This is a genomic window from Streptococcus troglodytae, assembly GCF_002355215.1.
In the GTDB taxonomy this organism is placed as follows: Bacteria; Bacillota; Bacilli; order Lactobacillales; family Streptococcaceae; genus Streptococcus; species Streptococcus troglodytae.
Genome location: NZ_AP014612.1, coordinates 409,779 through 434,671, shown reverse-complemented (window position 1 = coordinate 434,671; position 24,893 = coordinate 409,779). Strand labels below are relative to the sequence as shown.

Sequence of the window (24,893 nt, the reverse complement as noted above, 5' to 3'; positions counted from 1 at the left end):
AGTTATTTTAACATAAATCTCTCTAAAAAAGATGAGACAAAAGTGTTCCCAACCTTTTTATTGTATAGTGATTCCAGTTTAACACACTGGTTGATTAAAAGTCATTTTAAAATAATGGCTGCCACAATGGGCGATACAAAAACATACATCAAACCCGTAATGCCAATAGCTAGACCAGCCATAGCTCCTGAGATTCTGCCGTACTTAAGAGCTGTTCCAGTACCAACAGCATGTCCAGTCCCACCAAGAGCTAAACCAATGGCCACAGGATCTTCAATTTTCAATAATTTTAAAAGAGTTGGCCCTAAAACACTGGTTAAAATACCAGTTGCCACAACAACAACCAGTGTTACAGTGGTAATCCCCTGCATCTTATCAACAATTCCAACTGCCATTGCGGTTGTAACAGATTTGGGAAACAAGGAAATGGCTAAAAAGAAATCCATGCCAAAAACTTTTGCCACAAAGGCAGTAAAACTCGTATTGACAACTGCTGCTAAAAAACTACCTAAAATAATACTTCTGGCATGGTGCCTCATTAAATGGAAAGTCTGATACAAAGGGATTCCCAAAGCAACTGTCGAAGGAACAATAAGGGTATTTAAATACGCTCCTCCCTTATAGTAGTCTTGATAAGAAATATGCGTCACTTTTAAAAAATAATAACAATAATTGTCGCCAATAAAAGCGGGGTGGTCAGTGGATGCGGAAAACGTCTAAAAATCAAAATACCTATCAAATAAGCAAATATGGACAGCCAAAGACCAAAAAGAGGATTCGAAAAAATAAAGTTCATTCTGGGAAGTCTCCTTCATAATGTCTCTTGATAAATTGAACAACTAAAGCAATCACTGCAATATTGAGAATGACAGCAAATAATAAAATCAGACAAATTGGTAGCAAATAAGGGGCAATTACATTAAACTTATCCATAATCCCCACTGCTGCTGGCAAAAACAAAATAGTCATATTAGCTAGTAAAAATTGACCAACCGCATTGATATGACGCAAACGAATCCAATTGAACTGTAAAGCTAAAAAGAGACAAAAAAGTCCAATAATGCTTCCTGGAACAGGTAAATGTAAGCTATTGGAAGCAAATTCCCCCACTAAAGAAAAGAGGAGAATAATCATCAACTGCACATAATATTTCAAAAAAACACATCCTTTTCATCTTTTAGTTTACTACTTTTCAGAAAGTTTTCAATACCTTTTCTTTTTTAAAACAAAAAGGAAATCAGATAGATTTCCAAATGATATTAACAGTAAAGTTGTCGTTCAGATTATTGAATTTGTATGACTCCTTCTTACTTCTGCTTGCCTGAAAAGCGCCATTTAAAACGCCACTCATGATAATAAGGATAAATCATTTGACTTAAACCTAAGGCCAACAGCCAGCCTCCTAAAATATCTGTCGGATGGTGGACACCGATATAAATTCTAGAAATGCCTACCAAAAGAGCTGTCACAATAAGAAGTATTTGTAAGAGCAGTCTTAAAAAACTGCTTTTCATACGTTGCTGAATAATCACAACTATGGCTGCCGTTATCAACAAGATTGAGGCGGTATGCCAGCTGGGAAAAGAGGGACCCGTTGTCTGAATCAGCCACTTAATCTTAGGACGCGGTCTTTGATATAGGTATTTTAAAGCTGTTGACAGCAAACCTACAGCTATGAAATTCACCAAAATGAAGCCAGCTTCAGCTTTCCAATTTTTTATATAAAATGAAAAAGACAAAAAAAGGCAAAAGAGGAATAAGAATAATTCATTTCCCAAATTGGTAATAGTAGTAAAAAAACGAGTTGCTACTGATGGAAAATCCCCTCGCATAGCTGTCTGAATATTGGTATCAATACCGGCCAAATTCTCAGGGTAAAATTTGACCAAGTATCCTAGAAACACTAAAAGTAAAAAAGCAAAAGAAGATCTTAAAAGATAAATTTGTTTAATTTTCATTACTTATATAATTCTTTAAAATAGGTTGAGTTGCTACATAAACCACAGCAAAACTAACCGCAAAGATCACCCCTTCAAGTAAGTTAAAAGGGATTACCATGCTCATTAAATACTTCCCAATACCGATGAATTTTGAAATATCAAAATTAGCAAACTTAGTATAAAGGGGAATGGCATAAACATAGTTGAGAAAGACCATGGTCACTGTCATTGCTAATGTACCAACAATACTAGCCAAGATATATTTCACCTTACTATCTCTATCTTTCCAAATAAGCGCAAAAGAAAGAATAAAAGTTCCAAAAGCCACCATATTCATTGGCAAACCAACCATACTACCAGGTCCGCCATTATCCAACAAAAGTTTAAGTAGACTTCTCAAAAAAAGAATGGCATAGGCACTTTTTAAATCAAGTAGGACTAAGCCCAACAAAATAGGAAGAATACTAAAGTCAAGTTTCAAAAAATCCACGCCTGGGATAATTGGAAAGTTAGGGATCATAAGCACAAAAGAGAGCGCTGATAGAATTGCAATGATAGTCATTGTCTGTGTTTTTTCATAAAAAAATTCCTCCAATTTTTACAAATCGAAAGAAGGCCCAAAGAGTGTAACGTATAATCTTTAGTTTGCGTTTAGTACTAATCAGAAAACTGCAGACAGCAAACACTGAAGTACTAACGAAATCATAAAAGATAAACCAAATGATTAGATGACAATACGAAACTCTTAGTCTTCTCCCATCCAGACTTTACTGTCGGTTGTGGAATTTCACCACATCAGCTTGCGCTCGCGGACTTCAAAGGGACTCTTTTCTCTGATACATTGTTAGCTCATCTTGATACACTCCAATATCATCTTCGACTTGCTGTCTAGTCTCGTTGAAAAATTATCGCCTTTGTCACCGCCGGTCGGGAATCTCACCCTGCCCTGAAGACACTTATAGCATATCAAAAAATAAAGTTAATAACAAGTTTTCTTACTTAAAAAAGTTTCATTTATATCACTTGACAAAATTTACATATAAGTATATATTTTATATATAAAATATTTATATATAGGAGGTAACTGAATGTATTACCCTGTTTCAGCCCTGCTAATAGAATACTTAATTTTGGCTATCGTCAGTAAACATGACTCCTACGGTTACGATATCAGTCAAACTATTAAACTCATTGCCAGTATCAAAGAATCCACCTTATATCCTATCTTAAAAAACTTGAAAAAGCAGGATATTTAAGTACTTACACTCAAGAACATCAAGGACGACGACGAAAATATTATCATCTAACTGATTCGGGAGAAAAACATCTCGTTTATCTGACTAAGGAATGGTCAGTTTATAAAATGACCATTGATGGTATTGTGGAAGGGAGAATTCGCCATGACAAGAACTGAATACCTCAATCAGTTAAAACATTATTTAAAGAGATTGCCACGTGCTGATTATGAAGAAACAATGGATTACTTTAGGGAATATTTTGAGGAAGCCGGTCCAGAAAATGAAGCTCAGGTTATACAAGATTTGGGTAATCCTAAGGAAGCGGCCTATGAAATTTTAAGTCAGCTATTAGATAAAAAAGTTGAAGAAGAATATGAACCTTCAACTAAATCTAAACACATTGTTTGGATAACGATTTTAGCTATTCTAGCTGCACCAATAGCATTGCCTTTGACTATTGCTGCCTTGGCACTTGCCTTAGCTATTATTATTTTAGCTTTATCCGGTATTGTTGTCACAGTTAGTATTGGGTTTAGCGCTTTTATTTCAGCCTTTGTGCTTATTTGGGAAGCTATTTTTAAACTTTCTGGTTCATTTTCAACCTTTAGTCTTGGTTTGGGCGCTGGCCTGCTTTCACTTGGATTATCTTTAATCTTTGCCGTTTTTACTCTTCTATTAGCACAATGGTTTAAATCTGCTTTTATTAAATGGAGTCAATGGATTGTTAAACGAGGTTATAAAGGGGGGAACAGAGTATGAGAAAATCACTGAAAATGACGATAGGTATCGGACTAATCTTAAGTTGCTTTGGTCTTATTCTTATTGGCATTGGACTATCATCAGGCGGAATTGATAAATTGCAAGTTAAGGATGATCAAGCACTCAAGAAAGAAGTCCAAATTGATAATATTCAATCGCTTGATTTGGATTTATCCGTAAGAAATATCAAAATTGAATCTTCTCAGGATCAACACTTTAAACTGACTTACTACAAAAAATCAGATGAAGAAATTTCTCACAAAGCACAGCATCAAAAGCTAAACCTAAAGCAAAAAGAAAATTTAGAATTCACTTTTTTGTGCTAAGTGACTTTTTCAATTGGTTCCATCAAGATGATACTAATACTGTCACTCTAGCTATTCCTAAGAATGTCCAGCTAAAAGATGTTTCTATAAAAAACAATGTTGGTGATATTACAATCAAAAATCAACAAGCCAGCAAAATTACTGTTCAGCAGAACACGGGAAATCTAAACATCTATAGTAGCCAAATTGCTAAGGGAAAAGTCTCTTCAGATATTGGCAACATCGCTATTCAAAACAGCTCCTTATCAGATATAGATGTTGTTGACCATACAGGCGATATTTCTGCTGAAAACCTTACTGTTTTAAATCTGGTTAGAATGACTAATAATACGGGTAACACTAATGTCTCGCTTTCACCTCAAAGTACACAAGCAACCATTGTCTCCGCAAAAACTGATGTTGGCCATACGGATATTAGTCATCAACTACTCCAAGGCTATTCTGGCAAAAATCGTTTAGCTGTTAAAGGAAACACGGGAAATATCCAAATTAAGTAAAGAGAATTGATATAGATAGTTATTAACTGTTTTCTCGTTTAGAAACTAACACATATTGGTATATAGAAAAAACGTTTGAGACATTCTTTAAAAAGAATATCTCAAACGTTTTTTCTGATAATCAGCTTTTGAACACCATAAACGATGTTGTCTTTTTTGCAATACTTTTGACGCATATCTATTACTTTAATTTATCCACAGCATAAGTATGACTAAGTTCTAATCCCATAAAATCTTGTTGACGTAAAGCCTCGTAAACAATCATACAAACCGTATTTGACAGATTTAGACTTCTGACATGCTGATCATTCATGGGAATGCGTAAAGCTTTCTCAGAATGCTGACGCATAAATTCTTCTGGGAGTCCTTTATCTTCGCGTCCAAACAGAAAATAATGATGCTCACTGTCATCATAATTGTTATCAGAATACGTTTTATCTGCAAATTTAGTAATTAGATGAAGTTTACCTGAACAAATGTTCATAAAATCATTAAGACTGTCATAAAAATGCACATCTAATTTATCCCAATAATCAAGACCTGCCCGCTTCATCTTTTTATCATCAATGGGAAATCCCATTGGACGAATAATATGAAGAGAGGTGTTAGTAGCCGCACAGGTACGAGCAATATTCCCTGTATTTGCAGGAATTTGTGGTTGAAATAAAACTACATGGTTTCTACCCAAAGTTAACTGTTTATTTTCTCTTTCAAGTTGCTCAATATTCATTTTAATCCCCAGTTTTTTTACTTTACAAAAAAGAACCACGGAACCCGGAGTCCAGCTCAGCAGGTAACGTGGTGTGCGGTGCTTTCATTATCTTAAATCATAACAGGTTTGATTTAAAACAATGATTAGCTTAATATTTAGTATATCACTTTTGTAAAAGATGTCAAGATAATGTAAGCAATATTTTAAGGATTTTTTCAGAAAAAAGTTTTCGAGCTTAGCCGTATTCTAGAATCCAAAGAAATATAATAACTGTTATGATTTCTTTGGAATTATATGCTTTACCACCACATTTCAGCTTTTTAAAGCTTCTTCTTATGGAAAAGGTAAATGAAGTGGTTTAAAACTGATACTAAAACATCAAGGAGCAATACTAACTGATTACTAAAATAAATAATTTTCACTAAAAACTAATGCAATTTCCCTTAAAAAGAGGTATGATAGTTATTATAATTCGGAGGTAAATCATGAAAATTATTGTCGTTGGTGGCGGCAAGGTCGGTAAGGCTCTCTGTCGCTCACTGGTGGAAGAAGAACATGATGTTATTTTGATTGAAGAAAATGAATCCGTCCTCAATCATGTCACTAAACGTCTTGATATCATGGGAATAGTCGGTAATGGTGCTAACTTTAGAATTTTAGAACAGGCTGATGTGCAACATTGTGATATTTTTATTGCCATTACTGATAAAGATGAAGTAAACATGGTAGCTGCTGTTCTTGCTAAAAGAATGGGGGCTAAAGAAACCATTGTCCGTGTTCGTAATCCCGAATATTCTAACACCTACTTTAAAGACAAGAACTTTCTTGGTTTTTCTTTAGTAGTCAATCCTGAACTTTTGACAGCACGTTATATCGCCAATATGGTTGATTTCCCTAATGCACGATCGGTTGAACATTTTGCCAATGGTCGTGTTATGTTAATGGAATTTAAAATTGTTGACGGTAGCAACCTCTGCCAAATATCCTTGAATCAATTCCGCAAAAGATTTAATAATATTGTTATTTGCGCTATTGAGCGTGGAAATGAACTCATTATTCCTGATGGTGATGCTGTCATTCAGTCAGGGGATAAAATTTTCGTAACAGGCAAGCGTATGGAAATGATTCATTTCCATAATTTTGTTAAAAATAAAGTTATCAAACATCTAATGATTATTGGTGCAGGAAGAATCTCCTACTATTTGCTTAATATTCTCAAGACTACCAATCGTCATCTTCAAGTCAAAGTAATTGAACTTAATCCTAAAAAGGCTGAACTATTTAGTCAAGAATTTCCCCATATCCATGTCGTTCAAGGAGATGGAACTGCTAAAGATATCCTCTTGGAAGAGAGCGCTGCAAACTACGATGCTATTGCGACCTTAACTGGTGTTGATGAAGAAAATATTATTGCTTCCATGTTTTTAGAAACATTAGGTGTGCAAAAAAACATTACTAAAGTCAATCGTACTAGTATTTTAGAAATTATTAACCCTGAACAGTTTTCAAGCATTATCACTCCTAAGAGCATTGCGGTTGATTCTATGATGCATTTTATTCGCGGTCGTGTTAATGCTCAAGATTCTAATCTAGATGCTATGCACCATGTAGCAAATGGTCGTATTGAAACTTTGCAATTTGAGATTCGCCAAACCAACAAAATGGCTGGTAAAACATTATCTGAACTTCATTTTAAGAACAATGTTTTAATTGCAGCCATCATTCGCAATGGTAAAACAATTTTCCCTACTGGTGATGATATTCTTGAAGTAGGCGACAAGATTGTTGTCATTACACTTCTTACAAACATCACTCATATTTATGATTTACTAAAGAGGTAAGCTAGTATGAATAAAAGTATGGTACGCTTTCTCTTATCAAAATTATTGTTAATTGAAGCTGCACTTCTTCTTGTACCCTTGATTGTTGCTTTCATTTATCAAGAAAGTTTTACAATCATCTTTAGCATTTTGACCACTATGGCTATTTTAATCTTGCTTGGCAGTATTGGCATCATATTTAAGCCTAAAAATTATCACATCTATACCAAAGAAGGCTTACTTATTGTAGCCCTTTGCTGGGTACTTTGGTCTTTTTTTGGAGCACTTCCTTTTATCTTTACTGGTCAAATACCTAATATTATTGATGCTTTTTTTGAAGTTAGTTCAGGCTTTACAACAACGGGTGCCACCATTTTACCAGATGTTTCTGTTTTATCACATTCACTGCTTTTTTGGCGGAGTTTTACCCACTTAATCGGTGGAATGGGAGTACTTGTTTTTGCTCTTGCCATTATGGAAAACAGTAAAAACAGCCACTTAGAAGTTATGCGCGCAGAAGTACCTGGTCCTGTTTTTGGTAAGGTGGTCTCAAAGCTCAAAAACACTGCTCAGATCCTCTATATTATTTACCTCATTATGTTTGCTGTTTTCGCTATCATACTGTGGAGTGTTGGTATGCCTCTATATGATAGCCTTGTAACAGCAATGGGTACGGCTGGTACTGGTGGATTTACAGTTTTTAATGATGGGATTGCCCATTATCACAGTTCACTCATTACAAATCTGGTTTCTATCGGGATGTTGCTCTTTGGGGTTAATTTTAATCTCTACTATCTTCTCTTGATTCGTAAATTTAAAACCTTCTTTGGTGATGAAGAACTGCGTACTTATATTGGTATTGCTCTGCTAGCAACACTACTCATTTGGTTAAACGTCGGTGGACAGTTTGCAACAGCAAAAGAGGGGTTGGAAATTTCTTTCTTTCAAGTCTCCACTACCATGACTACAACTGGTTTTGGTATTACTAATCTCACAACTTGGCCGCTCTTTTCTCAGTTTATCTTGCTTTTACTGATGTTTCTCGGTGGTTCTGCTGGATCAACAGCAGGTGGATTCAAGGTTATGCGGGTATTGATTTTATCAAAAATCGCTAAAAATCAAGTTCTTTCCAGTCTTTACCCTAACCGTGTGATGTCACTGCATATCAATCAACAATCGCTAGATAAAAGAACACAACACAGTGTGTTGAAATATTTAGCTATCTATCTTCTTATTTTTATTAGTCTGGTTTTGATTTTAACACTTGATAATAACAACCTTATGATTGTAACCAGTGCTGCTGCCAGCGCTTTTAACAATATTGGACCTATACTTGGTACTGATAAAACCTTTGCTATCTTTAGCCCATTTTCAAAATTAGTTCTATCATTTGCTATGATTGCGGGACGTTTAGAAATTTATCCCATGTTATTGCTATTTATTCCAAAAACTTGGTCTAAAACCTAAGTTCTTTTTAACAATTGACATAAAAAAGACCTCCAAAAGTTAATTTCTTAATAACTTTGGAGGCATTTATGATTTAGGCGGCTTTTCTTTTTATTTCTTCGCAAGGTAAAATGATTTGGTACAGGATCTTCACCTCCCTCAACAAAAGGATGACAGCGTAAAATACGGGCAATCCCCATTAAGAAACCTTTTAAACCATGTTTTTCAATTGCCTCTATCATGTAGGCTGAACAAGTTGGCCGATAACGACAGGAAGCTGGGAAGAGAGGTGAAATAAATTTTTGATAAAATCTAATCGGAGCTATCAATACTTTTTTCATTAGTTTTAATTAACAGCAGCATTGTAAAGCTGGCTGATTTCTTTTTTATTAAGGCGCCTAGCCTCTCCCGAATTGAGACCCGATAAATCAAGTGTTCCAAAACGAGTACGCGATAATTTATCAACCATTAAACCAACTGCTTCAAACATCTTTTTAACTTGATGGTTGCGTCCTTCATGAATGATCAATTCCACAACAGATCTATTTTTTTCTCTATCCGTCTTGATAATGCGATAGCGAGCAGGCTGTGTTTTTTTCCCATCAATAACGATCCCTTTTGTCAAAGGCCGCAGATTATCTTTGTTGGCAAGTCCTTTAACACGCGCCACGTAGACCTTATCAATTTCATGCCGTGGGTGAAGCACCATATCTGTAAAATCACCATCATTGGTTAAAATGAGAAGCCCAGATGTATCCCAATCCAAACGGCCAACAGGATAGATACGCTCCTTAACCTCAGGTAATAAATCAATAACCGTTTGACGGCCCTTATCATCTCGAACACTAGAAATCACTCCGCGTGGTTTATTGAGAAGATAGTAAACTTTTTCTTCATTGTAGATAGGCTGTCCTTTAATTTCAACGCGGTCACCTGTTTTGACTGTAGTAGCCAGTTCAGTTACTGCCTGACCATTAAGAGTGACAAACCCTTGTTTGATTAATTCTTCTGCTTTTCGACGACTAGCTACTCCTGCGTGTGCAATGTATTTATTAATTCTCATTTTCTTCCTTTACATCTTCTTTTATCTGCTCTGTCTTTCCTTTATTGTCAAAAAGTATAAATTCTTCATCTTTTAATTCAATACTGGAAGCATCTGGCAATTCTTCCAAACTATTAATACCCATATAATCAAGAAAATAGTCTGAAGTAGCATATAAATTCGGTCGGCCAATCACTTCTTTTTTACCAGCTTCTTGTATTAAAGCAAAAGCTTGCAATTTTGAAATAGCACTACTAGAATTGACTCCACGAATCTCATCAATTTCAATTCTTGTAATAGGTTGTTTATAAGCAATGATAGAGAGAACTTCTAAACTGGCTCTGGATAGGCTCTGATTAATCGGTGATTTCGAATATTGCCGTAAGAGGTCAGCATACTCTTTTTTAGTGACTAATTTATAAGTTTTAGAAGACTCCAATAAAGACAAGGCAGAATTATCATCACTTTCATATTTCTGAGCCATCTTTTCCAATTGCTGAAGCAATGCTGTTACAGGCATATCTAATAAAGTTGCCAACTGGCGCAGACTTAACCCATCTTCACCAGCTACAAATAGCAAGGCTTCTATCTTTGACAGCGGTGTCATGCACTTTCCTTCCTTAAAATGATATCATCAAAATTGTGTTCCTGTTTAACATAAACACGATGAACTTTAATTAACTCTAGAGCTGCTAAAAAGATAGTAATCATCTCATTAAGCGAACCAGCCCTTTTAAAAAGCCAAGACAAATTGGTTTCTTTTTGACGAATTACCTGTTCTTCAACTACAGTCATCATATCTTCAATCCGATAGTCATCACTTTCAATTGTTGTATGGCTGTTTTTGATTTCTTCCTGTTTTTCAGCCATTACCTTTGAAAAAGCCAAAAAGACATCAAGGACAGTTTTATCCTGTTTAAGTGTTACATCGTCATAAATGAGTTCTAGTTTAGGTTTTGAAAAATGCTGTGCTCTTTCATTATGTTTAAGGGCCAGTTCCTCTCCTAAAAGTTTGTAAGTCCGATATTCCTCAATTTGATGCAAGAGTTGCAGTTCTGGATCTTCTTCTGCTTCAATAGTTTCAACAACTTTAGGAAGCAATTTACGGCTTTTAATCAGCATTAACTGACTAGCCATAACCATGTATTCTCCAGCTACTTCAAGCTTCATGGCTTGCAGCGTTGCAATATAGGCTAGATATTGCTCAATAATATCTACAATTGGAACGTCATAAATATCTACTTCATACTTAGAGACCAAATGCAAAAGTAAATCTAACGGTCCCTCAAAATCTTTTAATTTAATATCCATTAGTTTTTAAAATATTTTTCCAATGTTACTGGGCTTTTAAGACCTAGCTTTCTGGTTAAATCCAAAATAGCAGTCCCTTTATTTTTTTCTTTTATAATATATTGTTCGCGTAATTTTTGAGCTGTCATTTGGGACAAATCAACAGAAGCCAAATAATAATTCAGTTTTTGAAAAAGCCATTGACGTGAGTAGGCCTCCCCTTTATTATCAAATAAATAAACAGCCTTGTGTTCTTCCTCAAGATAAGGTAGTAACAGTTGGGGAATTTCTAAGACTCTCATAACTTTCTCATTGACTACCGTTAAGACTTGAAATTCCAATGCAATATTTTCCCATTTTAATTGAATAATCTCACTTGGTGATAAGCCTAATTCTACGATTAAAAGAGCAATCAACTGCCCCTTAAGATCCCTTGTTTTCTGATAGAGAACGGATAAATCCACTTCCTGATAAGTAGGCGCTAAAAGCGGTAGTTTTTCTTTATTTTTAATCTTATAAAAACGATCCAATACTGCATTTTCATAAAGGAAAAACAGGAATTGATTAACTGCTGAAATCTTACGTTTTTTAGCAGAAACCTTTAAGTCAGCCAAAGATTGCTCATACAATTTAAGCTTATTGGGAGTCACTTCCTCTCCAATAATTTCGGCAAATTGTTGCAGATCATAAAGATAAGATTTTTGCGAATTCAGTGTTAAGGATTTACTAGCAAGAAATTTAGAAATAAGTGTTATCATTTTTTAGTTAATGTATAGTCATTTGTAAATTCATGAAGCAAATTATTTAGGGCTTTTAAAACTGTCTTTCGTGTAATAATACCTAAAAAAGTGCCATCTGCTTCAATAACAGGAAGAAAATTAGCATCAACTAATTTATGCATGACTTCTGTTAAATCGGCATTAGGACTTACAGTAGCATAACTGCCGTTAGTCATATAAGAAATGTCTAGCTGAGCCATTCTTTCATCATCTAAGTTATTTTCTTTCTGATACTTGATAATATCAGACATACTAATAGTGCCTACATATTTTTTATCCTTAGTCAGAACAGGGACACGTGAAAAACCATTATTAGCTAACAGCAGCATGACATGATCAGTCTTATGAGTATCAATAAAAATGGCTAATTCCTCAGCCGGAGTGAGGGCATCCTTCAAAAGCGGTTTTAGAAAATTTTTAAATTCTTGTGCAATCATCTTTTTATTTCCTGTGAAAGTGCTGGATAGAGCTTGTGTTCTCGCGTCAAATAGTCAACAAAAATAGTCTCAGCATTGACACGTACTTTAGCATAAAGACATTCATTAATCTCACCACGCGGCTGGGAAACGCTTCCTGGATTGATAAAAATTGTTTTCCCATTCTTCCAAACAGCTGGTCTATGAAGATGTCCATAAGTACAGATATCAGCATCTTCCTCTTGAGCCCACAAATCCAGACGTTCAAAGCCAAAATTAATATTAAATAGGTGACCATGTGTCTGTGCTACTAGCAATTCAGGAAAATTTGTTACCAAACAATCGGGATAATCGCCAAAATCGCAATTTCCGCAAACAACATGAATCCCTTCCCAAATAGGATCATTAACAGATAACTCTGAATCTCCATTATGAAAAATAGCATCCACTTTACCTAAGTAACGATTTTTAATTTCTTGAACAATTTGTTGATCACCATGAGAGTCGCTCATGATAATTAGTGTGCGTTCTGCCATGCTGGAAATACCTCCATAAGCTTCTTAACAGCTTGTCCTCTGTGAGAAATAATATTTTTTTCGTGATTTGAAAGTTCTGCTGCGGTCTTCCCTGTTTCTCCCACTAAAAACAAAGGATCATAGCCAAAACCATTATTCCCTTTAGGAGCAAAAGCAATGTATCCAGACCAGTCTGCTTCAACTACAAGACTTTCCTTATCTGGAGCAGCTACAACCAAAGTTGTATGAAACTGAGCGGAACGATCCTTAATATCAAAAACCATAGCGAGTTCATGTAGTAATTTAGCATTATTGCTTTGATCTGTTGCATCAGGTCCCGAAAAACGAGCTGACCAGATTCCCGGTAAACCGCCTAAAACATCTACCTTCAACCCTGAATCATCTGCCAAAACCATCTGTCCTGTCAAATGAGAAATGGTTTCTGCTTTCAAACGAGCATTCTCTTCAAAGGTTAGACCGGTTTCTTCTACCTCAGGCAAATCAGGATATTGATTGAGATTTTCAACTTTTATCCCTAATTGGGCGAACATCTGACTGAATTCTTTAGTCTTACCTTCGTTGCGAGTGGCAATTAACATAGTATCTCCTAATTCAAAAACCTTTTCTTCCTTTTCAAAAAAATCGGTTATAGTTACGCCTTCTTTTGGCAAACAAACTAAAAGCAACTGTTGCCCCTGTGTCACTAAAATAGTCCCTTTATGACTGCTGACTTTAAAATTATCTTGCTGCTCTTCATTAAGCATTTTTAAAATAAAACGTACAAGAGCTATACTAGAGTTGATTTTAACAACTGTCAGTATAAATGAATTCCCTTCATCAAGTAAACCTCTAAGACTTTGTTCAATAGAACCGTAAGTTTTTTCTGCCTCTTCCTCATAGTAAGTTGAGGAGCCCACTTTAGACCATTGGCTAATAAACCAGTTATGGTCATCTTTATATTCATAAATTTTTTCTTTCATAATGTCACATGCTCCACTTCAATAGCTAAAGGTAACCAGTCGCTAGCTATTTCTTTAAAACTGGCTACACTAGCTGTTGTATAGAAACGATGATGCAGTTCTTTTGAAGTTCTGCTTCGATTAAGATCAAAGTAATTCAGGAGAACAGAAATATCACGTACACATTCTGCACCACTATCAATTAATTCAACATCTGGTCCCATTACATTTTGAATAATGGGGCGTAAAAGTGGATAATGGGTACAGCCTAAAACAAGGGTATCAATTTTCCCCACCAGAGGAGATAGGCTTTCATAAACAATCTTTTTCGCTACACTTGAATTCATTTTATTTGATTCAACAATAGGAACAAATTTAGGGCAAGCTAGACTTCTTACTTTCATTTGTGGTGAGAGATCTCGTATTTTTTGCTCATAAATATTAGATTGGATAGTCATTGGTGTCCCAATAATGCCAATTTGTCCAGAAAGAGTTGCTTTAATAGCAGCGCTAGAACCTGGCAAAATAACACCTAAAACAGGAATATCAAGTTTTTCTTTGACTTCTTCCCAAACTACAGCTGTTGCTGTATTACAGGCAAAAACAATCATTTTGACCTTTTTAGTAAGGAGAAAGTTGACCAATTCCCAAGTATATGTTTTTATCTGTTTGGCTGGACGCGGTCCATAAGGTGCACGCGCTGAATCCCCAATATAGATAACCTCTTCATGTGGAAGCTGACGCATCAATTCACGTACGACCGTTAAACCGCCCACTCCGGAGTCTAAAAAACCAATAGGTCTATTATCCATGCTTATCTTCTTTCTAAAATAAGACTAGGAAAACCCAGTCTCATCTAAAAGATTATTTCTTCTTTTTAGCCTTTGCTTTAGCTGCTTTTTGTTGTTTATTCATCTGACGAACAACTTGTTGCACTTTAGCTTCACTTGGTTTTTGACCCATCTGACTCATCATATTACGAATAACATCTTCGTTAAGCGGTGGGTTTTCTTCTAAATATTTTTCCATCTGCTTGCGAGCAATAAAAGTACCTCCCACAAGCCCTGCAAGCAAGGCAATAATAACTAATAGAATCCAAAGAAAAGTATTCATTTTTATTCTCCTAAATTTTTTACATCAATATTATATCAGATTTGAAACCCTTTCACAAATAAAATAGTATAAAAGAGCTTTAGGCAGAAAAGCCACCGAACAAGATTCTCATTATTGACAAAACCTAGCAGTTGATATCGAAACCCATTTTTAAAATCAAAACAATAAAAATAGCTTTCTTGTTTTTTCCGCCCTTTTAATCTTTATAGCTATTTACAATTAGCCAAAGCATTAAATCGTTTTTATTTATAATTTTAAAAATGAAAAAATCAGTTGATTGGGTAAGTATCGATTGATAGCTGACGGCTTTTTACATTCCTAATCAATTGTTGATGACTGTTAAGAAAAATAATTTCCCTTTTTACTCTGTTTTATCTATCAAAATTAAAACCATAAAGTGTTGCGAAATAGTCTTCTGGAGTTTCTGCCCGACGAATCATTTGAGCTTGACCGTCTTCTCGAAGTAAAATTTCCGCAGAGCGCAAACGACCATTATAATTATAACCCATCGAAAAGCCATGAGCACCTGTATCATGAATAACAAGTGTATCACCCACACGCGCTTCTGATAGCTCACGCTGTTTGGCAAACTTATCATTATTCTCACACAAACTGCCTACAACATCAACAATCTCAACTTCTCCATTTGGATTACTGATATTGGTAATGTGATGATAAGCATCATACATGGCAGGTCGCAAAAGATTAACAGCACTGGCATCCACACCAACATAATGACGGTAGGTATCTTTTAAATGAAGCACTTTGGTAATCAGATGCCCATGTGAAGCCAACATATAGCGTCCAAGTTCTGTATAAATTTTAACTTGCTCAAGTCCATTGGGAACTAAAATATCATCAAATTTTTGATGAACCCCTTCTCCAATAACAGCAATATTATTTTGTTCATCAGCTGCTGAGTAATCAATACCAATACCGCCTGACAAATTGATAAAATCAAGACTGATACCCAATTTATTTTTATTTCAACAGCTAATTCAAACAGTTGAGCTGCTAAAGTTGGGTAATAATCATTAGTAACAGTATTAGATGCCAAAAAAGCATGTAGGCCAAAAGATCTAACACCTTTTTCTTTCAAATCTTTATAGCCTTGGAAAAGTTGTTCCTTAGTCATTCCAAATTTAGATTCTTCAGGATGATCCATGATATCTGTCCCAAGCGAAAAGACACCGCCGGGATTAAAACGCAGAGAAACCGTTTCAGGGAGTCCTGCTGCTTCTTCTAAGAAAGCAATATGTTCATAGGCATCCAAATTAATCGTTGCATCAATACTGCGCGCAAAAACAAATTCTGAAGCCTGAGTATCATTTGATGTAAAACTAATAGCAGAGCTGTCAAAGCCAAGTTTATCCGCCATCTTCAACTCAACATCCGTTGCACAGTCTACCCCACAGCCTTCTTCTTGCAATATCTTTAAAATAGTTGGATTAGGTGTTGCTTTAACCGCAAAAAATTCCTTGAAACCAGAATTCCAAGCAAAGGCTTTATTGACAGCACGAGCAGTTTTTCGAATACCCTTTTCATCATAAAGGTGAAAGGGTGTTGGAAACTGAGCTGTAATCTTATCTAGTTGTTCTTTTGATACAAATGGTGTTTTCATAGGATCTCCAAAATTTATAGTATTGGTTTATTATACCATAAAAAGAGTGAGACTAGGCCACCGCTCCAGAAAATCCTTATGTCAAAAGATATTATTCCTTTTATCACCCTTTCTTTTTAATTGACAATAAAAAGAAAACAATCAGAAACCTAACCCTTAATGATTTAGGTTCTCATCGCTTCCCACATCTTTAATCATTTCTTCCAAAGATACGAAGTAAACTAAGGAACAGATTGATAAAGTCTAAGTAAAGATTGAGAGCCATTGATACTGCCCAACCATCACCGACATTTCCGCCATTATAATCATATACACGCTTAATTAATTGATTGTCATAAGCAATTAAGCCTGAAAAGATTAGCACTGAGATAATACTAATGACATAACTCATTGTTCCGCTGCCAATAAACATATTAATAAGGCTGGCAATAATGATACCAATTAAAGCAGCAAGCAAGGCTTTACCCATTCCAGATAAATCTTTTTTAATGGTCACTCCAATAAGTGCCATAACAAAGAAAACAGCTGCTGATGAAACAAAGGCTTGTAAAACCGTTGTTTGGGTATAAAGAGCAATAATAAAGCTCAAAGTAAAACCATTTAAAGCTGAATAAACCAAAAACAATGGTAAAGCTGTAGGACTATTCTTACGCGCTGCATTACTTGCTATTAAAACAAGTGCCAGTTCTGCAAAGATAGCAACATAGTAAACCCAAGATGCATTAGCCATAATAGCTATCATGTTATTGCGAAAAACATAGAGCATGAGATAAGAAACGACTGCTGACAAGCCAATTCCCATGCCAACTAAACCATAAATCTTAGCAAAAAAACTGCTAAGTCTGCTGTCACTTTGTGTATAAATTGTGTTATTATCCATTTTATTCTCCTAAAATTTTCTAATGATTATGACTGCCTAAGAACTTACGACGAAAGACACGGCGTTTTTGCCATTTCATTCTTAAAGGGGTCATTGCCTCTTTTACAGCCCAATATTTATCAACCATGGTTACGATATAGCCTTCTTTGTAACGTGGCGGAGCTATGGTTGCTCCCCACATATGTTTTAAAATAATATCTTCTTCTTTTTTATTAAGCTTTGTTACCTTACGGGCATTTTTTACAGCAATTCTTGGATGAACCCAGGCATGACCTTTATTGAACTTAGTATCTCGCCAATCATAATAAAATAGGTCATGTAATAAACCGCCACGAGCCGTACTCTTAGCATCCCAGCCCAATCTTTTAGCAATCTTATAACTAGTATAGCTTACATTAATGGAATGCTCTGAGCGCGTGGAATGGTGGTGCTGTACAATACCTTCCAATTTTTGAAACCGCGGATGGTCGATTAAATGTCCTACAAGGCTCATGAATTCTTCATCTTGTTCATACTTCTTCATGATCATCACCTCGCTATTATTATACCATATCAACTTAAATTAAGCTAAAAATAAATATAGCTGCAGCCGCTGCTACATTTAAGCTTTCTGCTCTTCCGGGCATAGTGATATGAGTTAAAATATCTGCTTGTTCAGCCATTTCTGAAGAAATGCCTTGTCCTTCATTTCCCATAATAAGCGCAAAATTTTCGACCTTCTTTAAAGACTTATAGTCATAGGAATGATCAGATAGTGTGGTCGCAATGGTAGTAACGCCTGCATTTTTTAAATCATTCACTAAAGATAAAAGATCAACTCTATAGATAGGAAGGTGGAAATGGCTACCCTGCATTGAACGAAGAGTCTTGGAATTATAAATATCTGCTGTCTTTTCTGACACAAAAACAGCATCAAAAGCTGCTGCATCTGCTGTTCGAATGATGGTTCCTACATTTCCTGGATCTTGAACATCTTCCAAAAGCAGATATTTTCCAAAGAACTGCTGAGGAAGTACTTGCTTAGGAAAAGCTATTTCAGCAACAATACCCTGAGGTGTCTTTGAAGCAGATAAGTCTTTTAAAATATCCTCTGATACTAAAACAATATTGGGAAACTCAGATACTCTAGAAGCATAACGCTCTAAGACAAAAATGTTGATAATATCAGCATTGTTGGCTTGTGCTTCTGCAAATAAATGCCAGCCCTCAATCAAATAGGAATGCTGACGGTATTTTTTTGCAATAATTTTTAGTTTTTTAATCAAGGAATTGGCTTTTGAGGTTATAATAGTCATAAAGATATTATAACAAAAAAGGAGAAAGAAATGAAAAAAGTCAGATTACTAGTCTCTGGTCGTGTTCAAGGTGTTGGTTTTCGTTATTCCACCTATAATCTCGCTTTGGAAATAGGTGATATTTGTGGACGTGTTTGGAACAATGACGATGGTACAGTAGAAATTCTAGCTCAATCAGATAATGCTGAAAAACTAGCTAAGTTTATTCAAGAAATTCGCAAAGGTCCATCTCCTTTTTCTAAAGTCACTTATGTTGATGTCAATATAGCAAACTTTTCTGATTACCATGATTTCAGAATGGCCAATTAATTTATCCAAAAATCATCCTCAAGAACTATTGAGTATTTTATTAAAAAACAGTAAAATAAATAGGTATTATTAAAATCAAAGGAAGATTATCGTGAAAAAAATTTACAAGCGTCTTTTATTTTCGAGCTTAGCTCTGTCTATGCTTTTTTTCCTATCTGGTTGCGTGCAGATGAAAAATGGGAAACCAACTGGTGAAGGTTGGGTTTACAAATTTTTTGCTGCCCCAATGGGAAGTGTTATCCAATATTTAGCTAATGACCTTGGTCTGGGATTTGGCTTTGCTATTATCATTGTCACAGTTATTGTCCGTCTTCTTATCTTGCCATTAGGTCTTAGTCAAGTCCGAAAGATGACTTACCAATCTGAGAAAATGGCTTACCTAAAACCAGTCTTTGATCCTATTCAAGAACGCATGAAGAATGCCAAGACTCAGGAAGAAAAAATGGCTGCTCAAACAGAATTAATGCAGGCGCAGCGTCATTACGGTATGAGCATGTTTGGTAGTTTAGGATGTCTACCACTGCTGATTCAAATGCCTTTCTTCTCTGCACTTTATATTTCCACCCGTTACACCAAAGGAATCGCCAGTGCTAGTTTCTTAGGTATTAAACTTGGCAGTCCAAATATGATTATCACTGTTATTATTGGAATTCTTTATCTTGTTCAGTCTTGGGTTTCAACGCTAAGTGTTCCAGAAGCACAAAGACAGCAAACAAGAAATATGATGTTTATGATGCCAATTATGATGGTCATGATTTCCATAGGCGCTCCTGCTGGAGGTGCTCTTTACTGGCTAGTCAGTGGTATTTTTGGCCTCATTCAACAATTGATCACAAACCATATCATTAAACCAAGATTGCGAAAGCAAATTGATGAAGAATTTAAGAAAAACCCTCCAAAGCCTTTCAAATCAAATACTCGTAAGGATATTACTCCACAAGCCAATAATAATAAAAACCTTACAACCTCTAAAAAGCAAAAATCCAACCGCAATGCAGGTAAACAACGTCACCATAAGCAATAAGACAAACTTATACTCATAGACTGGGAAAGATAAGGTAACAAAGTTAATGGTTGCTAATCGTCTCATTGACTACTAACAAAGCTGTTATTAACGGAGCCACCTAGTCCTTTATAGCTTCTTATCAACTGTTTGAATGGCACTTCATAATATCTTAAGAAGAACCACTGACGCTATCTTCTATAGCGCTTGGTTAAAGAGAGCATACGAGTGCTTCAACAAAACGTATTGATTTGTTAAAGAGTATTAAAAAGCCTATTCCTAATCATTTAATTCTAGGAATAGGCTTTTTTAGAATGGGGAGAAACTAGGTGAAGTCAGAAACATTCTGTCCTTTCCTGTATCTCTTTAATAATCGAAATGTTAGAAACTATGAATCTAATAAGTTCTTCTTATTATTTTGTCTTTTTCACTTTAACAATTTCGACTTGATAACTTCCCGCCGGTGATTCAATCACTACTTTATCACCTGTTTTCTTACCGATAAGTGCTTGAGCAATTGGGCTCTCATTAGAAATTTTTCCAGCAAAAACATCAGCTCCGGCGGCACCAACAATAGAATAAGTATCTTCATCGCTTGTTCCTACTTCACGAACAATAACTGTTTTACCAATAGCGACCTCATTTTTAGCAACAGCATCGCTGTCAACAATTTCAGCATAACGAATTTTAGTTTCAATACTTGAAATTTGTCCTTCAACAAAAGCTTGTTCATCTTTTGCCGCTTCATATTCACTATTTTCTGATAAATCACCATAAGAACGTGCTATTTTAATACGTTCAATCACTTCTGGACGACGAACTAATTTTAACTCTTCAAGTTCTTGTTCTAATTGTTCTTTTTCTGCAAGGGTCATTGGATAAGTTTTTTCTGACATAATTTTTTCTCTTTTCTAAGTTATTTAGACATGAAGAGGCTGGGACAAAGTCCCAGCTTCTTTAGTTACAAGTAAGCTTTACAAGGTGTAATCATTGTATAATTCTATAATTACACTGACAGTTATTATAAGCTTGTCTCATTCACTTACGAATCACTGCTTGATGCTACCTTTTTGTTAACATACTTCTCAACATTGGCAGAGTGTTCCTCATAAGTTTTAGCATAATGAACTTCACCTGTTGTAACATCTGCTACAAAATAAAGATCATCTGTTGACTCTGGTTCTACTGTTGCTTTGATGGCTGATAAACTAGGATTATCTACTGCCCCAGGCATAAGCCCTTTATTGGTATAAACATTGTAAGGGGAATCAATTTTAGTATTAATGGTTGCATCTTCTTTCAAACTGGTTTTCTCACCAAGTTTTCCCATAGCATAAAGGATAGCAATATTAGACTGCAATGGCATATCCTGATTTATACGATTGTAGAAAATACCAGCAATTTTCTTTCGATCATCATCTGTTGCGCCTTCTTTTCAACAAGAGATGCAAGTGTTAAAATATCATTAACTGTCTTTCCTTGAGATTCAATCTTATCATAATAACTTTGCATATTAGTATCCATAGCAGCTAACATACTATCAATTAAATCCTCAACACTGGTCTTTTTTTCATAGCTGTAAGTAGCTGGGAAAAGATATCCTTCAAGCTGATAAGTCACCTTAGAAGCATCAGGTAAGCTTCCCAAAAGTCTTGGGTACTTTTTGACCATTTTCTCAATAAATGCTTTATCTTTAACCGTTTTTAAAAACTCTTTAGCCGTGAAAGGGGTTTTATCCGTCTTTTTTTGGTATTAGCATTATTAGTAATAGCTTTAGAAATTTGCTTAATGGTATAGCCTTCTGGAATGACCACCTTTCCTAAAACTGGAGCTTGAGGTGTTGTTGTACCTCCATTTTTCAAAGTTTTAGCAATATCATCTAAAGACATGCTCTTTTGTAGATTATAATAGCCACTTTGTAAATTACTATAATTACGGAATTTGGTGTAAAAATTAAAAACAGTGGCATTCTTGATTACACCAGCTTTTTCAAGTATTTTACCAATCATTCGATTACCAGAACCACTGGGAATCTCTACTTGAATATACTTAGTTGAATGAGCATCCAATGGCCTTATAGCACTCGAAACATAATAATAACCAAAAAGTCCTGTTCCTAACAATAAAATTAAAATAAAAGTTATCAAGACAGTTGAAATCTTTTTGGCGAGTCTGTTTGTTTTTTATAATGCTGCTGTCTTTTTTGCTTCAAATTAGCTGTCACATCCTTTTCCTTGGAACTAGCTTTTGTCTGAGATTTTGTTTTATCAGATTTTGAAGATAGTTTTTTCTCTTGTTTTAAAGGCTCTTCCATTTTTTTGCCACTATGTTTCATTTCCGATTTTGAGTTAGTCTTTTCAGCCAAACTGGATAAAGGCAATTCTTTTGTTTCTTCATCATTATTATTTGTCAATTTTTCAGTCAAATCAGGTAATTGCCAATTTTCTGCCTCGCCGTCATCAACCCAATTGTCCGTTTTTTTACTTTAACTTCCAAAACATCAGAAACTTTATTTTCTGATGTTTTTTATTAGGAAGTGTCAAACTTTCCTTAGATTGAAGAGTTTCAGTTTCTTGAGTAGCAGAACCAGTTTTTAAAGAAGAAGATCGTTTCCCTGTAATTTGCTGAGAATTTTCCTTCTCATTAATTTGATCAGAAGAATTCAATTGTCCAGGCGCAAAAATTTCATCTAAATTAGCTAGAACATTATCAACATCCTTATCTGTAATATTTCCTTCAGGAATTGGCATAACAGTTCGTGTTTCTTCTTTATCCTGTTTTTGCACTGCTGAATCAGAATACTTTTGGCGATCCTTAGCAGCATTTTCCTTCTTCACTTGACTAATATCACGATTTTTGCGTGATTGCTTAGCCTTTTTCATATCTGCTAAAATTTTTTCTTTAAAACTTTTTGTCTGTTGAGCTTCTTTCTTCTCTCTATCATTAAAGATATCAGTCAAAGCCGGCCTCCTAATGTTTATCAAAAGTTATTATAACCTAAAAACGCTTTAAAGGCAATTCTATCAATTTTACATTACAGCCGTGTAACATACAACTAAATCTTAGGATTTTCCCAAATCATATTATACCAAGTGGTTCCTCCGTGAGTTGATTCTGACAATCCTTCATTACTAAAACCATTCATCTCATAGTAAGAAATCAAGTAATCATGGCAGGTTAAATGAATTCCCAGCCGGTTTTGAGCCACAGTTAAATCTTTAAGAGCAGCTAGTAAAGTTGTACCAACACCTTGTTTTTGAAATGCTTCATCAACCGAAAGACTTGTAACAGCAATATAGCCCGACTTCTCTTGATTGGGTTTAACCTTATGGAATAAATCATCAGTCAAGTAACGACTGTTGATAACAGGTCCTTCAACATAGCCAGCTATCTGACCATCTTGTTCAGCAACCAAAAAAGTATCTGCTATGACTTCAATACGCTCCTTTAAAGCCTGAGGTGTTGCTGCTTCTTCAGCTGAAAAATTATCATTTTCGATTCGGATGATATCTTCTAAATCTTCCATTGTCACTTGTCGAATAAGCATCTTTTTCTCCTCCTTTAGAAAAAAAGTCTTTACTAAAAAGTAAAGAGATCTTTTATCGTGTATTCTTAGTTAAATTAGATAAGAGTTCTTCAAATGAACGTTCATAAAGTTGAATATCACCAGCCCCCATAAAGACATAGACAGCATTATGATGATCTAAAAGAGGAGAGACATTGTCAACAGTGATAACTTTAGCAGGTTTAACAATTTTACCTGCTAAATCTTCTACTTTCACATCTCCATGATCAACTTCACGTGCAGAGCCGTAAATTTGTGCTAAATAAACGCTATCAGCTTCATTTAAAGCTTGTGCAAATTCATCCAAAAGGGCAATTGTCCTAGTAAAAGTATGCGGTTGGAAAATGGCGACAATTTCTTTAGAGGGATACTTCTGACGAGCAGCATCAAGCGTTGCAATGATTTCCGTTGGATGATGGGCAAAGTCGTCAATGATGGTAACATCATTAATTAATTTTTCAGAAAAGCGCCGCTTAACACCTGAGAAAGTTTTTAAATGCTGACGAACCAAATCCATCTCAACACCAGCAATATACAAATTAGCAATAACAGCCGTCGCATTTAAAACATTGTGACGACCAAAGGCTGGTACATGAAAGCTTCCCAGTTCATTTTGTCCATGTCTTACTTTGAAATCAGAACCATTCGTTGAGCGCATGATATCATAAGCAACAAAATCATCACTACCTTTGAAACCATAATAATAAATTGGGGCTGAAGACGTCAGTTTGCGTAAATAAGGATCTTCACCGTAAACAAAAAGACCTTTTTTAACTTGTTTCGCATAATCATTAAAAGCAGCAAAAACATCATCAACACCAGTGAAATAATCAGGATGATCAAAATCAATATTAGTAATGATAGAGTATTCGGGATGATAGGGCATAAAATGCCGCTCATACTCGTCTGATTCAAAAACAAAATATTGACTGTTAGCTAAACCACGTCCCGTGCCATCACCGATAAGATAACTGGTATCTGTTATATTTTTCAAGACATGAGCTAAAAGTCCAGTTGTGGAGGTCTTACCATGAGCTCCGGCAACGCCAAGACTGGTAAATTGATTCATAAATTCACCTAAAAATTCATGGTAACGTTTAAAATGGTAACCATTTTCGAGAGCATAGGCTACTTCAATATTATTATCTTTTCTAAAAGCATTTCCAGCAATAATTTCCATATTATCAGTGATATTGGACTCTGCAAAGGGCAGAATGGGAATTCCTGCTTTTTCCAATCCGTGTTGGGTAAAATAATACTTATCCACATCACTTCCTTGTACCTTATACCCCATTTGATGAAGCAGCAGCGCCAAGGCACTCATTCCTGATCCTTTGATTCCAATAAAGTGAATGGTTTTAGACATGT

At 35.3% G+C, this 24,893-nt stretch carries 25 protein-coding genes, 5 pseudogenes and 1 riboswitch; of the genes and pseudogenes, 7 read left to right on the top strand and 23 right to left on the bottom strand.

Going from position 1 to position 24,893, the window contains the following annotated elements:
* Window positions 1–101 precede the first annotated feature (101 nt).
* The 4 genes and pseudogenes from cidB to SRT_RS02305 all read right to left on the bottom strand — a co-directional run bounded on the left by cidB (window position 102) and on the right by SRT_RS02305 (window position 2,502).
* A pseudogene (gene cidB / locus SRT_RS02320) lies at window positions 102–796 on the bottom strand (antiholin-like protein).
* The gene (cidA, locus tag SRT_RS02315; protein WP_002262573.1) at window positions 793–1,155 is read right to left on the bottom strand and encodes a holin-like protein CidA; all 363 of its coding nucleotides are present in this window, start codon (window positions 1,153–1,155) and stop codon (window positions 793–795) included. Before cidA ends, cidB begins: the two are co-directional and overlap by 4 nt.
* Window positions 1,156–1,307: 152 nt before the next feature.
* Window positions 1,308–1,958, bottom strand: a complete 651-nt coding sequence (locus SRT_RS02310) for a phosphatase PAP2 family protein (protein ID WP_128832899.1) — start codon at window positions 1,956–1,958, stop codon at window positions 1,308–1,310.
* Window positions 1,948–2,502 (bottom strand): ECF transporter S component, encoded by a 555-nt coding sequence (locus SRT_RS02305; RefSeq protein WP_128832898.1) that lies wholly within the window; start codon window positions 2,500–2,502, stop codon window positions 1,948–1,950. Before SRT_RS02305 ends, SRT_RS02310 begins: the two co-directional genes overlap by 11 nt.
* A gap of 182 nt (window positions 2,503–2,684) precedes the next feature.
* Window positions 2,685–2,898, bottom strand: a riboswitch (FMN riboswitch).
* A gap of 130 nt (window positions 2,899–3,028) precedes the next feature.
* On the opposite strand from SRT_RS02305, the pseudogene SRT_RS02300 reads away from it, so the two are divergent.
* The 3 genes and pseudogenes from SRT_RS02300 to SRT_RS02290 all read left to right on the top strand — a co-directional run bounded on the left by SRT_RS02300 (window position 3,029) and on the right by SRT_RS02290 (window position 4,760).
* Window positions 3,029–3,354: pseudogene (locus SRT_RS02300) on the top strand (PadR family transcriptional regulator).
* Window positions 3,341–3,937 (top strand): DUF1700 domain-containing protein, encoded by a 597-nt coding sequence (locus SRT_RS02295; protein ID WP_128832897.1) that lies wholly within the window; start codon window positions 3,341–3,343, stop codon window positions 3,935–3,937. Before SRT_RS02300 ends, SRT_RS02295 begins: the two are co-directional and overlap by 14 nt.
* Window positions 3,934–4,760: pseudogene (locus tag SRT_RS02290) on the top strand (DUF4097 family beta strand repeat-containing protein). The gene SRT_RS02295 and the pseudogene SRT_RS02290 overlap by 4 nt, the downstream one beginning before the upstream one ends.
* Window positions 4,761–4,941: 181 nt before the next feature.
* Here the strand turns inward: SRT_RS02290 and SRT_RS02285 are convergent.
* Complete coding sequence (locus SRT_RS02285; RefSeq protein WP_128832896.1) at window positions 4,942–5,490, bottom strand: tRNA (cytidine(34)-2'-O)-methyltransferase; 549 nt, start codon at window positions 5,488–5,490, stop codon at window positions 4,942–4,944.
* 467 nt (window positions 5,491–5,957) lie between these two features.
* Here SRT_RS02285 and trkA point away from each other — a divergent pair, with 467 nt between their 5' ends.
* Together trkA and SRT_RS02275 are read left to right on the top strand one after the other, a co-directional pair.
* A complete protein-coding gene (gene trkA, locus SRT_RS02280) occupies window positions 5,958–7,313 on the top strand; it encodes a Trk system potassium transporter TrkA (protein WP_128832895.1) in 1,356 nt (451 codons plus the stop codon).
* A gap of 6 nt (window positions 7,314–7,319) precedes the next feature.
* Complete coding sequence (locus SRT_RS02275; RefSeq protein WP_128832894.1) at window positions 7,320–8,759, top strand: TrkH family potassium uptake protein; 1,440 nt, start codon at window positions 7,320–7,322, stop codon at window positions 8,757–8,759.
* Window positions 8,760–8,806: 47 nt separating this feature from the next.
* Here the strand turns inward: SRT_RS02275 and yidD are convergent, their stop codons facing one another.
* The 14 genes and pseudogenes from yidD to SRT_RS02205 all read right to left on the bottom strand — a co-directional run bounded on the left by yidD (window position 8,807) and on the right by SRT_RS02205 (window position 18,648).
* Window positions 8,807–9,079 (bottom strand): membrane protein insertion efficiency factor YidD, encoded by a 273-nt coding sequence (gene yidD, locus SRT_RS02270; protein WP_128832893.1) that lies wholly within the window; start codon window positions 9,077–9,079, stop codon window positions 8,807–8,809.
* Between the two features lie 5 nt (window positions 9,080–9,084).
* On the bottom strand, window positions 9,085–9,801 hold the full coding sequence (locus SRT_RS02265; RefSeq protein WP_128832892.1) for a pseudouridine synthase: 717 nt from the start codon (window positions 9,799–9,801) through the stop codon (window positions 9,085–9,087).
* Window positions 9,791–10,387: an SMC-Scp complex subunit ScpB gene (gene scpB / locus SRT_RS02260; protein ID WP_128832891.1), complete on the bottom strand. Its 597-nt coding sequence runs from the start codon at window positions 10,385–10,387 to the stop codon at window positions 9,791–9,793. The genes SRT_RS02265 and scpB overlap by 11 nt, the downstream gene beginning before the upstream one ends.
* Complete coding sequence (locus SRT_RS02255; protein WP_128832890.1) at window positions 10,384–11,091, bottom strand: segregation/condensation protein A; 708 nt, start codon at window positions 11,089–11,091, stop codon at window positions 10,384–10,386. The genes scpB and SRT_RS02255 overlap by 4 nt, the downstream gene beginning before the upstream one ends.
* Window positions 11,091–11,828, bottom strand: coding sequence for a site-specific tyrosine recombinase XerD (gene xerD, locus SRT_RS02250; RefSeq protein WP_128832889.1), 738 nt, complete (start codon window positions 11,826–11,828; stop codon window positions 11,091–11,093). Before xerD ends, SRT_RS02255 begins: the two co-directional genes overlap by 1 nt.
* On the bottom strand, window positions 11,825–12,286 hold the full coding sequence (gene cbpB, locus SRT_RS02245; RefSeq protein WP_128832888.1) for a cyclic-di-AMP-binding protein CbpB: 462 nt from the start codon (window positions 12,284–12,286) through the stop codon (window positions 11,825–11,827). Before cbpB ends, xerD begins: the two co-directional genes overlap by 4 nt.
* A complete protein-coding gene (locus SRT_RS02240; RefSeq protein ID WP_128832887.1) occupies window positions 12,283–12,801 on the bottom strand; it encodes a metallophosphoesterase in 519 nt (172 codons plus the stop codon). Before SRT_RS02240 ends, cbpB begins: the two co-directional genes overlap by 4 nt.
* On the bottom strand, window positions 12,783–13,760 hold the full coding sequence (locus tag SRT_RS02235; protein ID WP_128832886.1) for a nucleoside-triphosphate diphosphatase: 978 nt from the start codon (window positions 13,758–13,760) through the stop codon (window positions 12,783–12,785). The genes SRT_RS02240 and SRT_RS02235 overlap by 19 nt, the downstream gene beginning before the upstream one ends.
* Complete coding sequence (racE, locus tag SRT_RS02230; RefSeq protein WP_128832885.1) at window positions 13,757–14,551, bottom strand: glutamate racemase; 795 nt, start codon at window positions 14,549–14,551, stop codon at window positions 13,757–13,759. Before racE ends, SRT_RS02235 begins: the two co-directional genes overlap by 4 nt.
* Before the next feature lie 52 nt (window positions 14,552–14,603).
* The gene (locus tag SRT_RS02225) at window positions 14,604–14,852 is read right to left on the bottom strand and encodes a YneF family protein (protein WP_002262555.1); all 249 of its coding nucleotides are present in this window, start codon (window positions 14,850–14,852) and stop codon (window positions 14,604–14,606) included.
* Window positions 14,853–15,223: 371 nt separating this feature from the next.
* Window positions 15,224–16,473, bottom strand: a pseudogene (locus SRT_RS02220) (diaminopimelate decarboxylase).
* A gap of 190 nt (window positions 16,474–16,663) precedes the next feature.
* Window positions 16,664–17,353, bottom strand: coding sequence for a Bax inhibitor-1/YccA family protein (locus tag SRT_RS02215; protein ID WP_128832884.1), 690 nt, complete (start codon window positions 17,351–17,353; stop codon window positions 16,664–16,666).
* Between the two features lie 19 nt (window positions 17,354–17,372).
* Complete coding sequence (locus SRT_RS02210; RefSeq protein ID WP_128832883.1) at window positions 17,373–17,876, bottom strand: HD domain-containing protein; 504 nt, start codon at window positions 17,874–17,876, stop codon at window positions 17,373–17,375.
* 34 nt (window positions 17,877–17,910) lie between these two features.
* The gene (locus SRT_RS02205; protein WP_128832882.1) at window positions 17,911–18,648 is read right to left on the bottom strand and encodes a TrmH family RNA methyltransferase; all 738 of its coding nucleotides are present in this window, start codon (window positions 18,646–18,648) and stop codon (window positions 17,911–17,913) included.
* Window positions 18,649–18,678: 30 nt separating this feature from the next.
* On the opposite strand from SRT_RS02205, the gene SRT_RS02200 reads away from it, so the two are divergent.
* Together SRT_RS02200 and yidC2 are read left to right on the top strand one after the other, a co-directional pair.
* Window positions 18,679–18,957: an acylphosphatase gene (locus SRT_RS02200; protein WP_128832881.1), complete on the top strand. Its 279-nt coding sequence runs from the start codon at window positions 18,679–18,681 to the stop codon at window positions 18,955–18,957.
* 91 nt (window positions 18,958–19,048) lie between these two features.
* Window positions 19,049–19,981 (top strand): membrane protein insertase YidC2, encoded by a 933-nt coding sequence (yidC2, locus tag SRT_RS02195; protein WP_128832880.1) that lies wholly within the window; start codon window positions 19,049–19,051, stop codon window positions 19,979–19,981.
* A 392-nt stretch (window positions 19,982–20,373) separates the two neighbouring features.
* On the opposite strand, the gene greA is transcribed toward yidC2, so the two are convergent.
* The 4 genes and pseudogenes from greA to murC all read right to left on the bottom strand — a co-directional run bounded on the left by greA (window position 20,374) and on the right by murC (window position 24,891).
* Entirely contained in the window at window positions 20,374–20,856 is a 483-nt protein-coding gene (gene greA / locus SRT_RS02190; RefSeq protein WP_128832879.1) for a transcription elongation factor GreA, read from the bottom strand.
* Window positions 20,857–21,002: 146 nt separating this feature from the next.
* Window positions 21,003–22,920: pseudogene (mltG, locus tag SRT_RS11225) on the bottom strand (endolytic transglycosylase MltG).
* 95 nt (window positions 22,921–23,015) lie between these two features.
* On the bottom strand, window positions 23,016–23,507 hold the full coding sequence (locus tag SRT_RS02180) for a GNAT family N-acetyltransferase (RefSeq protein WP_128832878.1): 492 nt from the start codon (window positions 23,505–23,507) through the stop codon (window positions 23,016–23,018).
* A 52-nt stretch (window positions 23,508–23,559) separates the two neighbouring features.
* Window positions 23,560–24,891 (bottom strand): UDP-N-acetylmuramate--L-alanine ligase, encoded by a 1,332-nt coding sequence (gene murC, locus SRT_RS02175; protein WP_161940011.1) that lies wholly within the window; start codon window positions 24,889–24,891, stop codon window positions 23,560–23,562.
* Window positions 24,892–24,893 lie beyond the last annotated feature (2 nt).

What these genes read in the sequence shown, in the direction of transcription:
- xerD (WP_128832889.1), bottom strand. Translation starts at nt 11,828, where the DNA reads ATGATAACACTTATTTCTAAATTTCTTGCTAGTAAATCCTTAACACTG.
- SRT_RS02180 (WP_128832878.1), bottom strand. Translation starts at nt 23,507, where the DNA reads ATGCTTATTCGACAAGTGACAATGGAAGATTTAGAAGATATCATCCGA.
- SRT_RS02310 (WP_128832899.1), bottom strand. Translation starts at nt 1,958, where the DNA reads ATGAAAATTAAACAAATTTATCTTTTAAGATCTTCTTTTGCTTTTTTA.
- SRT_RS02235 (WP_128832886.1), bottom strand. Translation starts at nt 13,760, where the DNA reads ATGAAAGAAAAAATTTATGAATATAAAGATGACCATAACTGGTTTATT.
- SRT_RS02205 (WP_128832882.1), bottom strand. Translation starts at nt 18,648, where the DNA reads ATGACTATTATAACCTCAAAAGCCAATTCCTTGATTAAAAAACTAAAA.
- SRT_RS02285 (WP_128832896.1), bottom strand. Translation starts at nt 5,490, where the DNA reads ATGAATATTGAGCAACTTGAAAGAGAAAATAAACAGTTAACTTTGGGT.
- SRT_RS02265 (WP_128832892.1), bottom strand. Translation starts at nt 9,801, where the DNA reads ATGAGAATTAATAAATACATTGCACACGCAGGAGTAGCTAGTCGTCGA.
- yidD (WP_128832893.1), bottom strand. Translation starts at nt 9,079, where the DNA reads ATGAAAAAAGTATTGATAGCTCCGATTAGATTTTATCAAAAATTTATT.
- SRT_RS02200 (WP_128832881.1), top strand. Translation starts at nt 18,679, where the DNA reads ATGAAAAAAGTCAGATTACTAGTCTCTGGTCGTGTTCAAGGTGTTGGT.
- greA (WP_128832879.1), bottom strand. Translation starts at nt 20,856, where the DNA reads ATGTCAGAAAAAACTTATCCAATGACCCTTGCAGAAAAAGAACAATTA.
- SRT_RS02240 (WP_128832887.1), bottom strand. Translation starts at nt 12,801, where the DNA reads ATGGCAGAACGCACACTAATTATCATGAGCGACTCTCATGGTGATCAA.
- scpB (WP_128832891.1), bottom strand. Translation starts at nt 10,387, where the DNA reads ATGACACCGCTGTCAAAGATAGAAGCCTTGCTATTTGTAGCTGGTGAA.
- trkA (WP_128832895.1), top strand. Translation starts at nt 5,958, where the DNA reads ATGAAAATTATTGTCGTTGGTGGCGGCAAGGTCGGTAAGGCTCTCTGT.
- racE (WP_128832885.1), bottom strand. Translation starts at nt 14,551, where the DNA reads ATGGATAATAGACCTATTGGTTTTTTAGACTCCGGAGTGGGCGGTTTA.
- SRT_RS02295 (WP_128832897.1), top strand. Translation starts at nt 3,341, where the DNA reads ATGACAAGAACTGAATACCTCAATCAGTTAAAACATTATTTAAAGAGA.
- murC (WP_161940011.1), bottom strand. Translation starts at nt 24,891, where the DNA reads ATGTCTAAAACCATTCACTTTATTGGAATCAAAGGATCAGGAATGAGT.
- SRT_RS02275 (WP_128832894.1), top strand. Translation starts at nt 7,320, where the DNA reads ATGAATAAAAGTATGGTACGCTTTCTCTTATCAAAATTATTGTTAATT.
- SRT_RS02305 (WP_128832898.1), bottom strand. Translation starts at nt 2,502, where the DNA reads ATGACTATCATTGCAATTCTATCAGCGCTCTCTTTTGTGCTTATGATC.
- SRT_RS02210 (WP_128832883.1), bottom strand. Translation starts at nt 17,876, where the DNA reads ATGAAGAAGTATGAACAAGATGAAGAATTCATGAGCCTTGTAGGACAT.
- SRT_RS02225 (WP_002262555.1), bottom strand. Translation starts at nt 14,852, where the DNA reads ATGAATACTTTTCTTTGGATTCTATTAGTTATTATTGCCTTGCTTGCA.
- cbpB (WP_128832888.1), bottom strand. Translation starts at nt 12,286, where the DNA reads ATGATTGCACAAGAATTTAAAAATTTTCTAAAACCGCTTTTGAAGGAT.
- SRT_RS02255 (WP_128832890.1), bottom strand. Translation starts at nt 11,091, where the DNA reads ATGGATATTAAATTAAAAGATTTTGAGGGACCGTTAGATTTACTTTTG.
- SRT_RS02215 (WP_128832884.1), bottom strand. Translation starts at nt 17,353, where the DNA reads ATGGATAATAACACAATTTATACACAAAGTGACAGCAGACTTAGCAGT.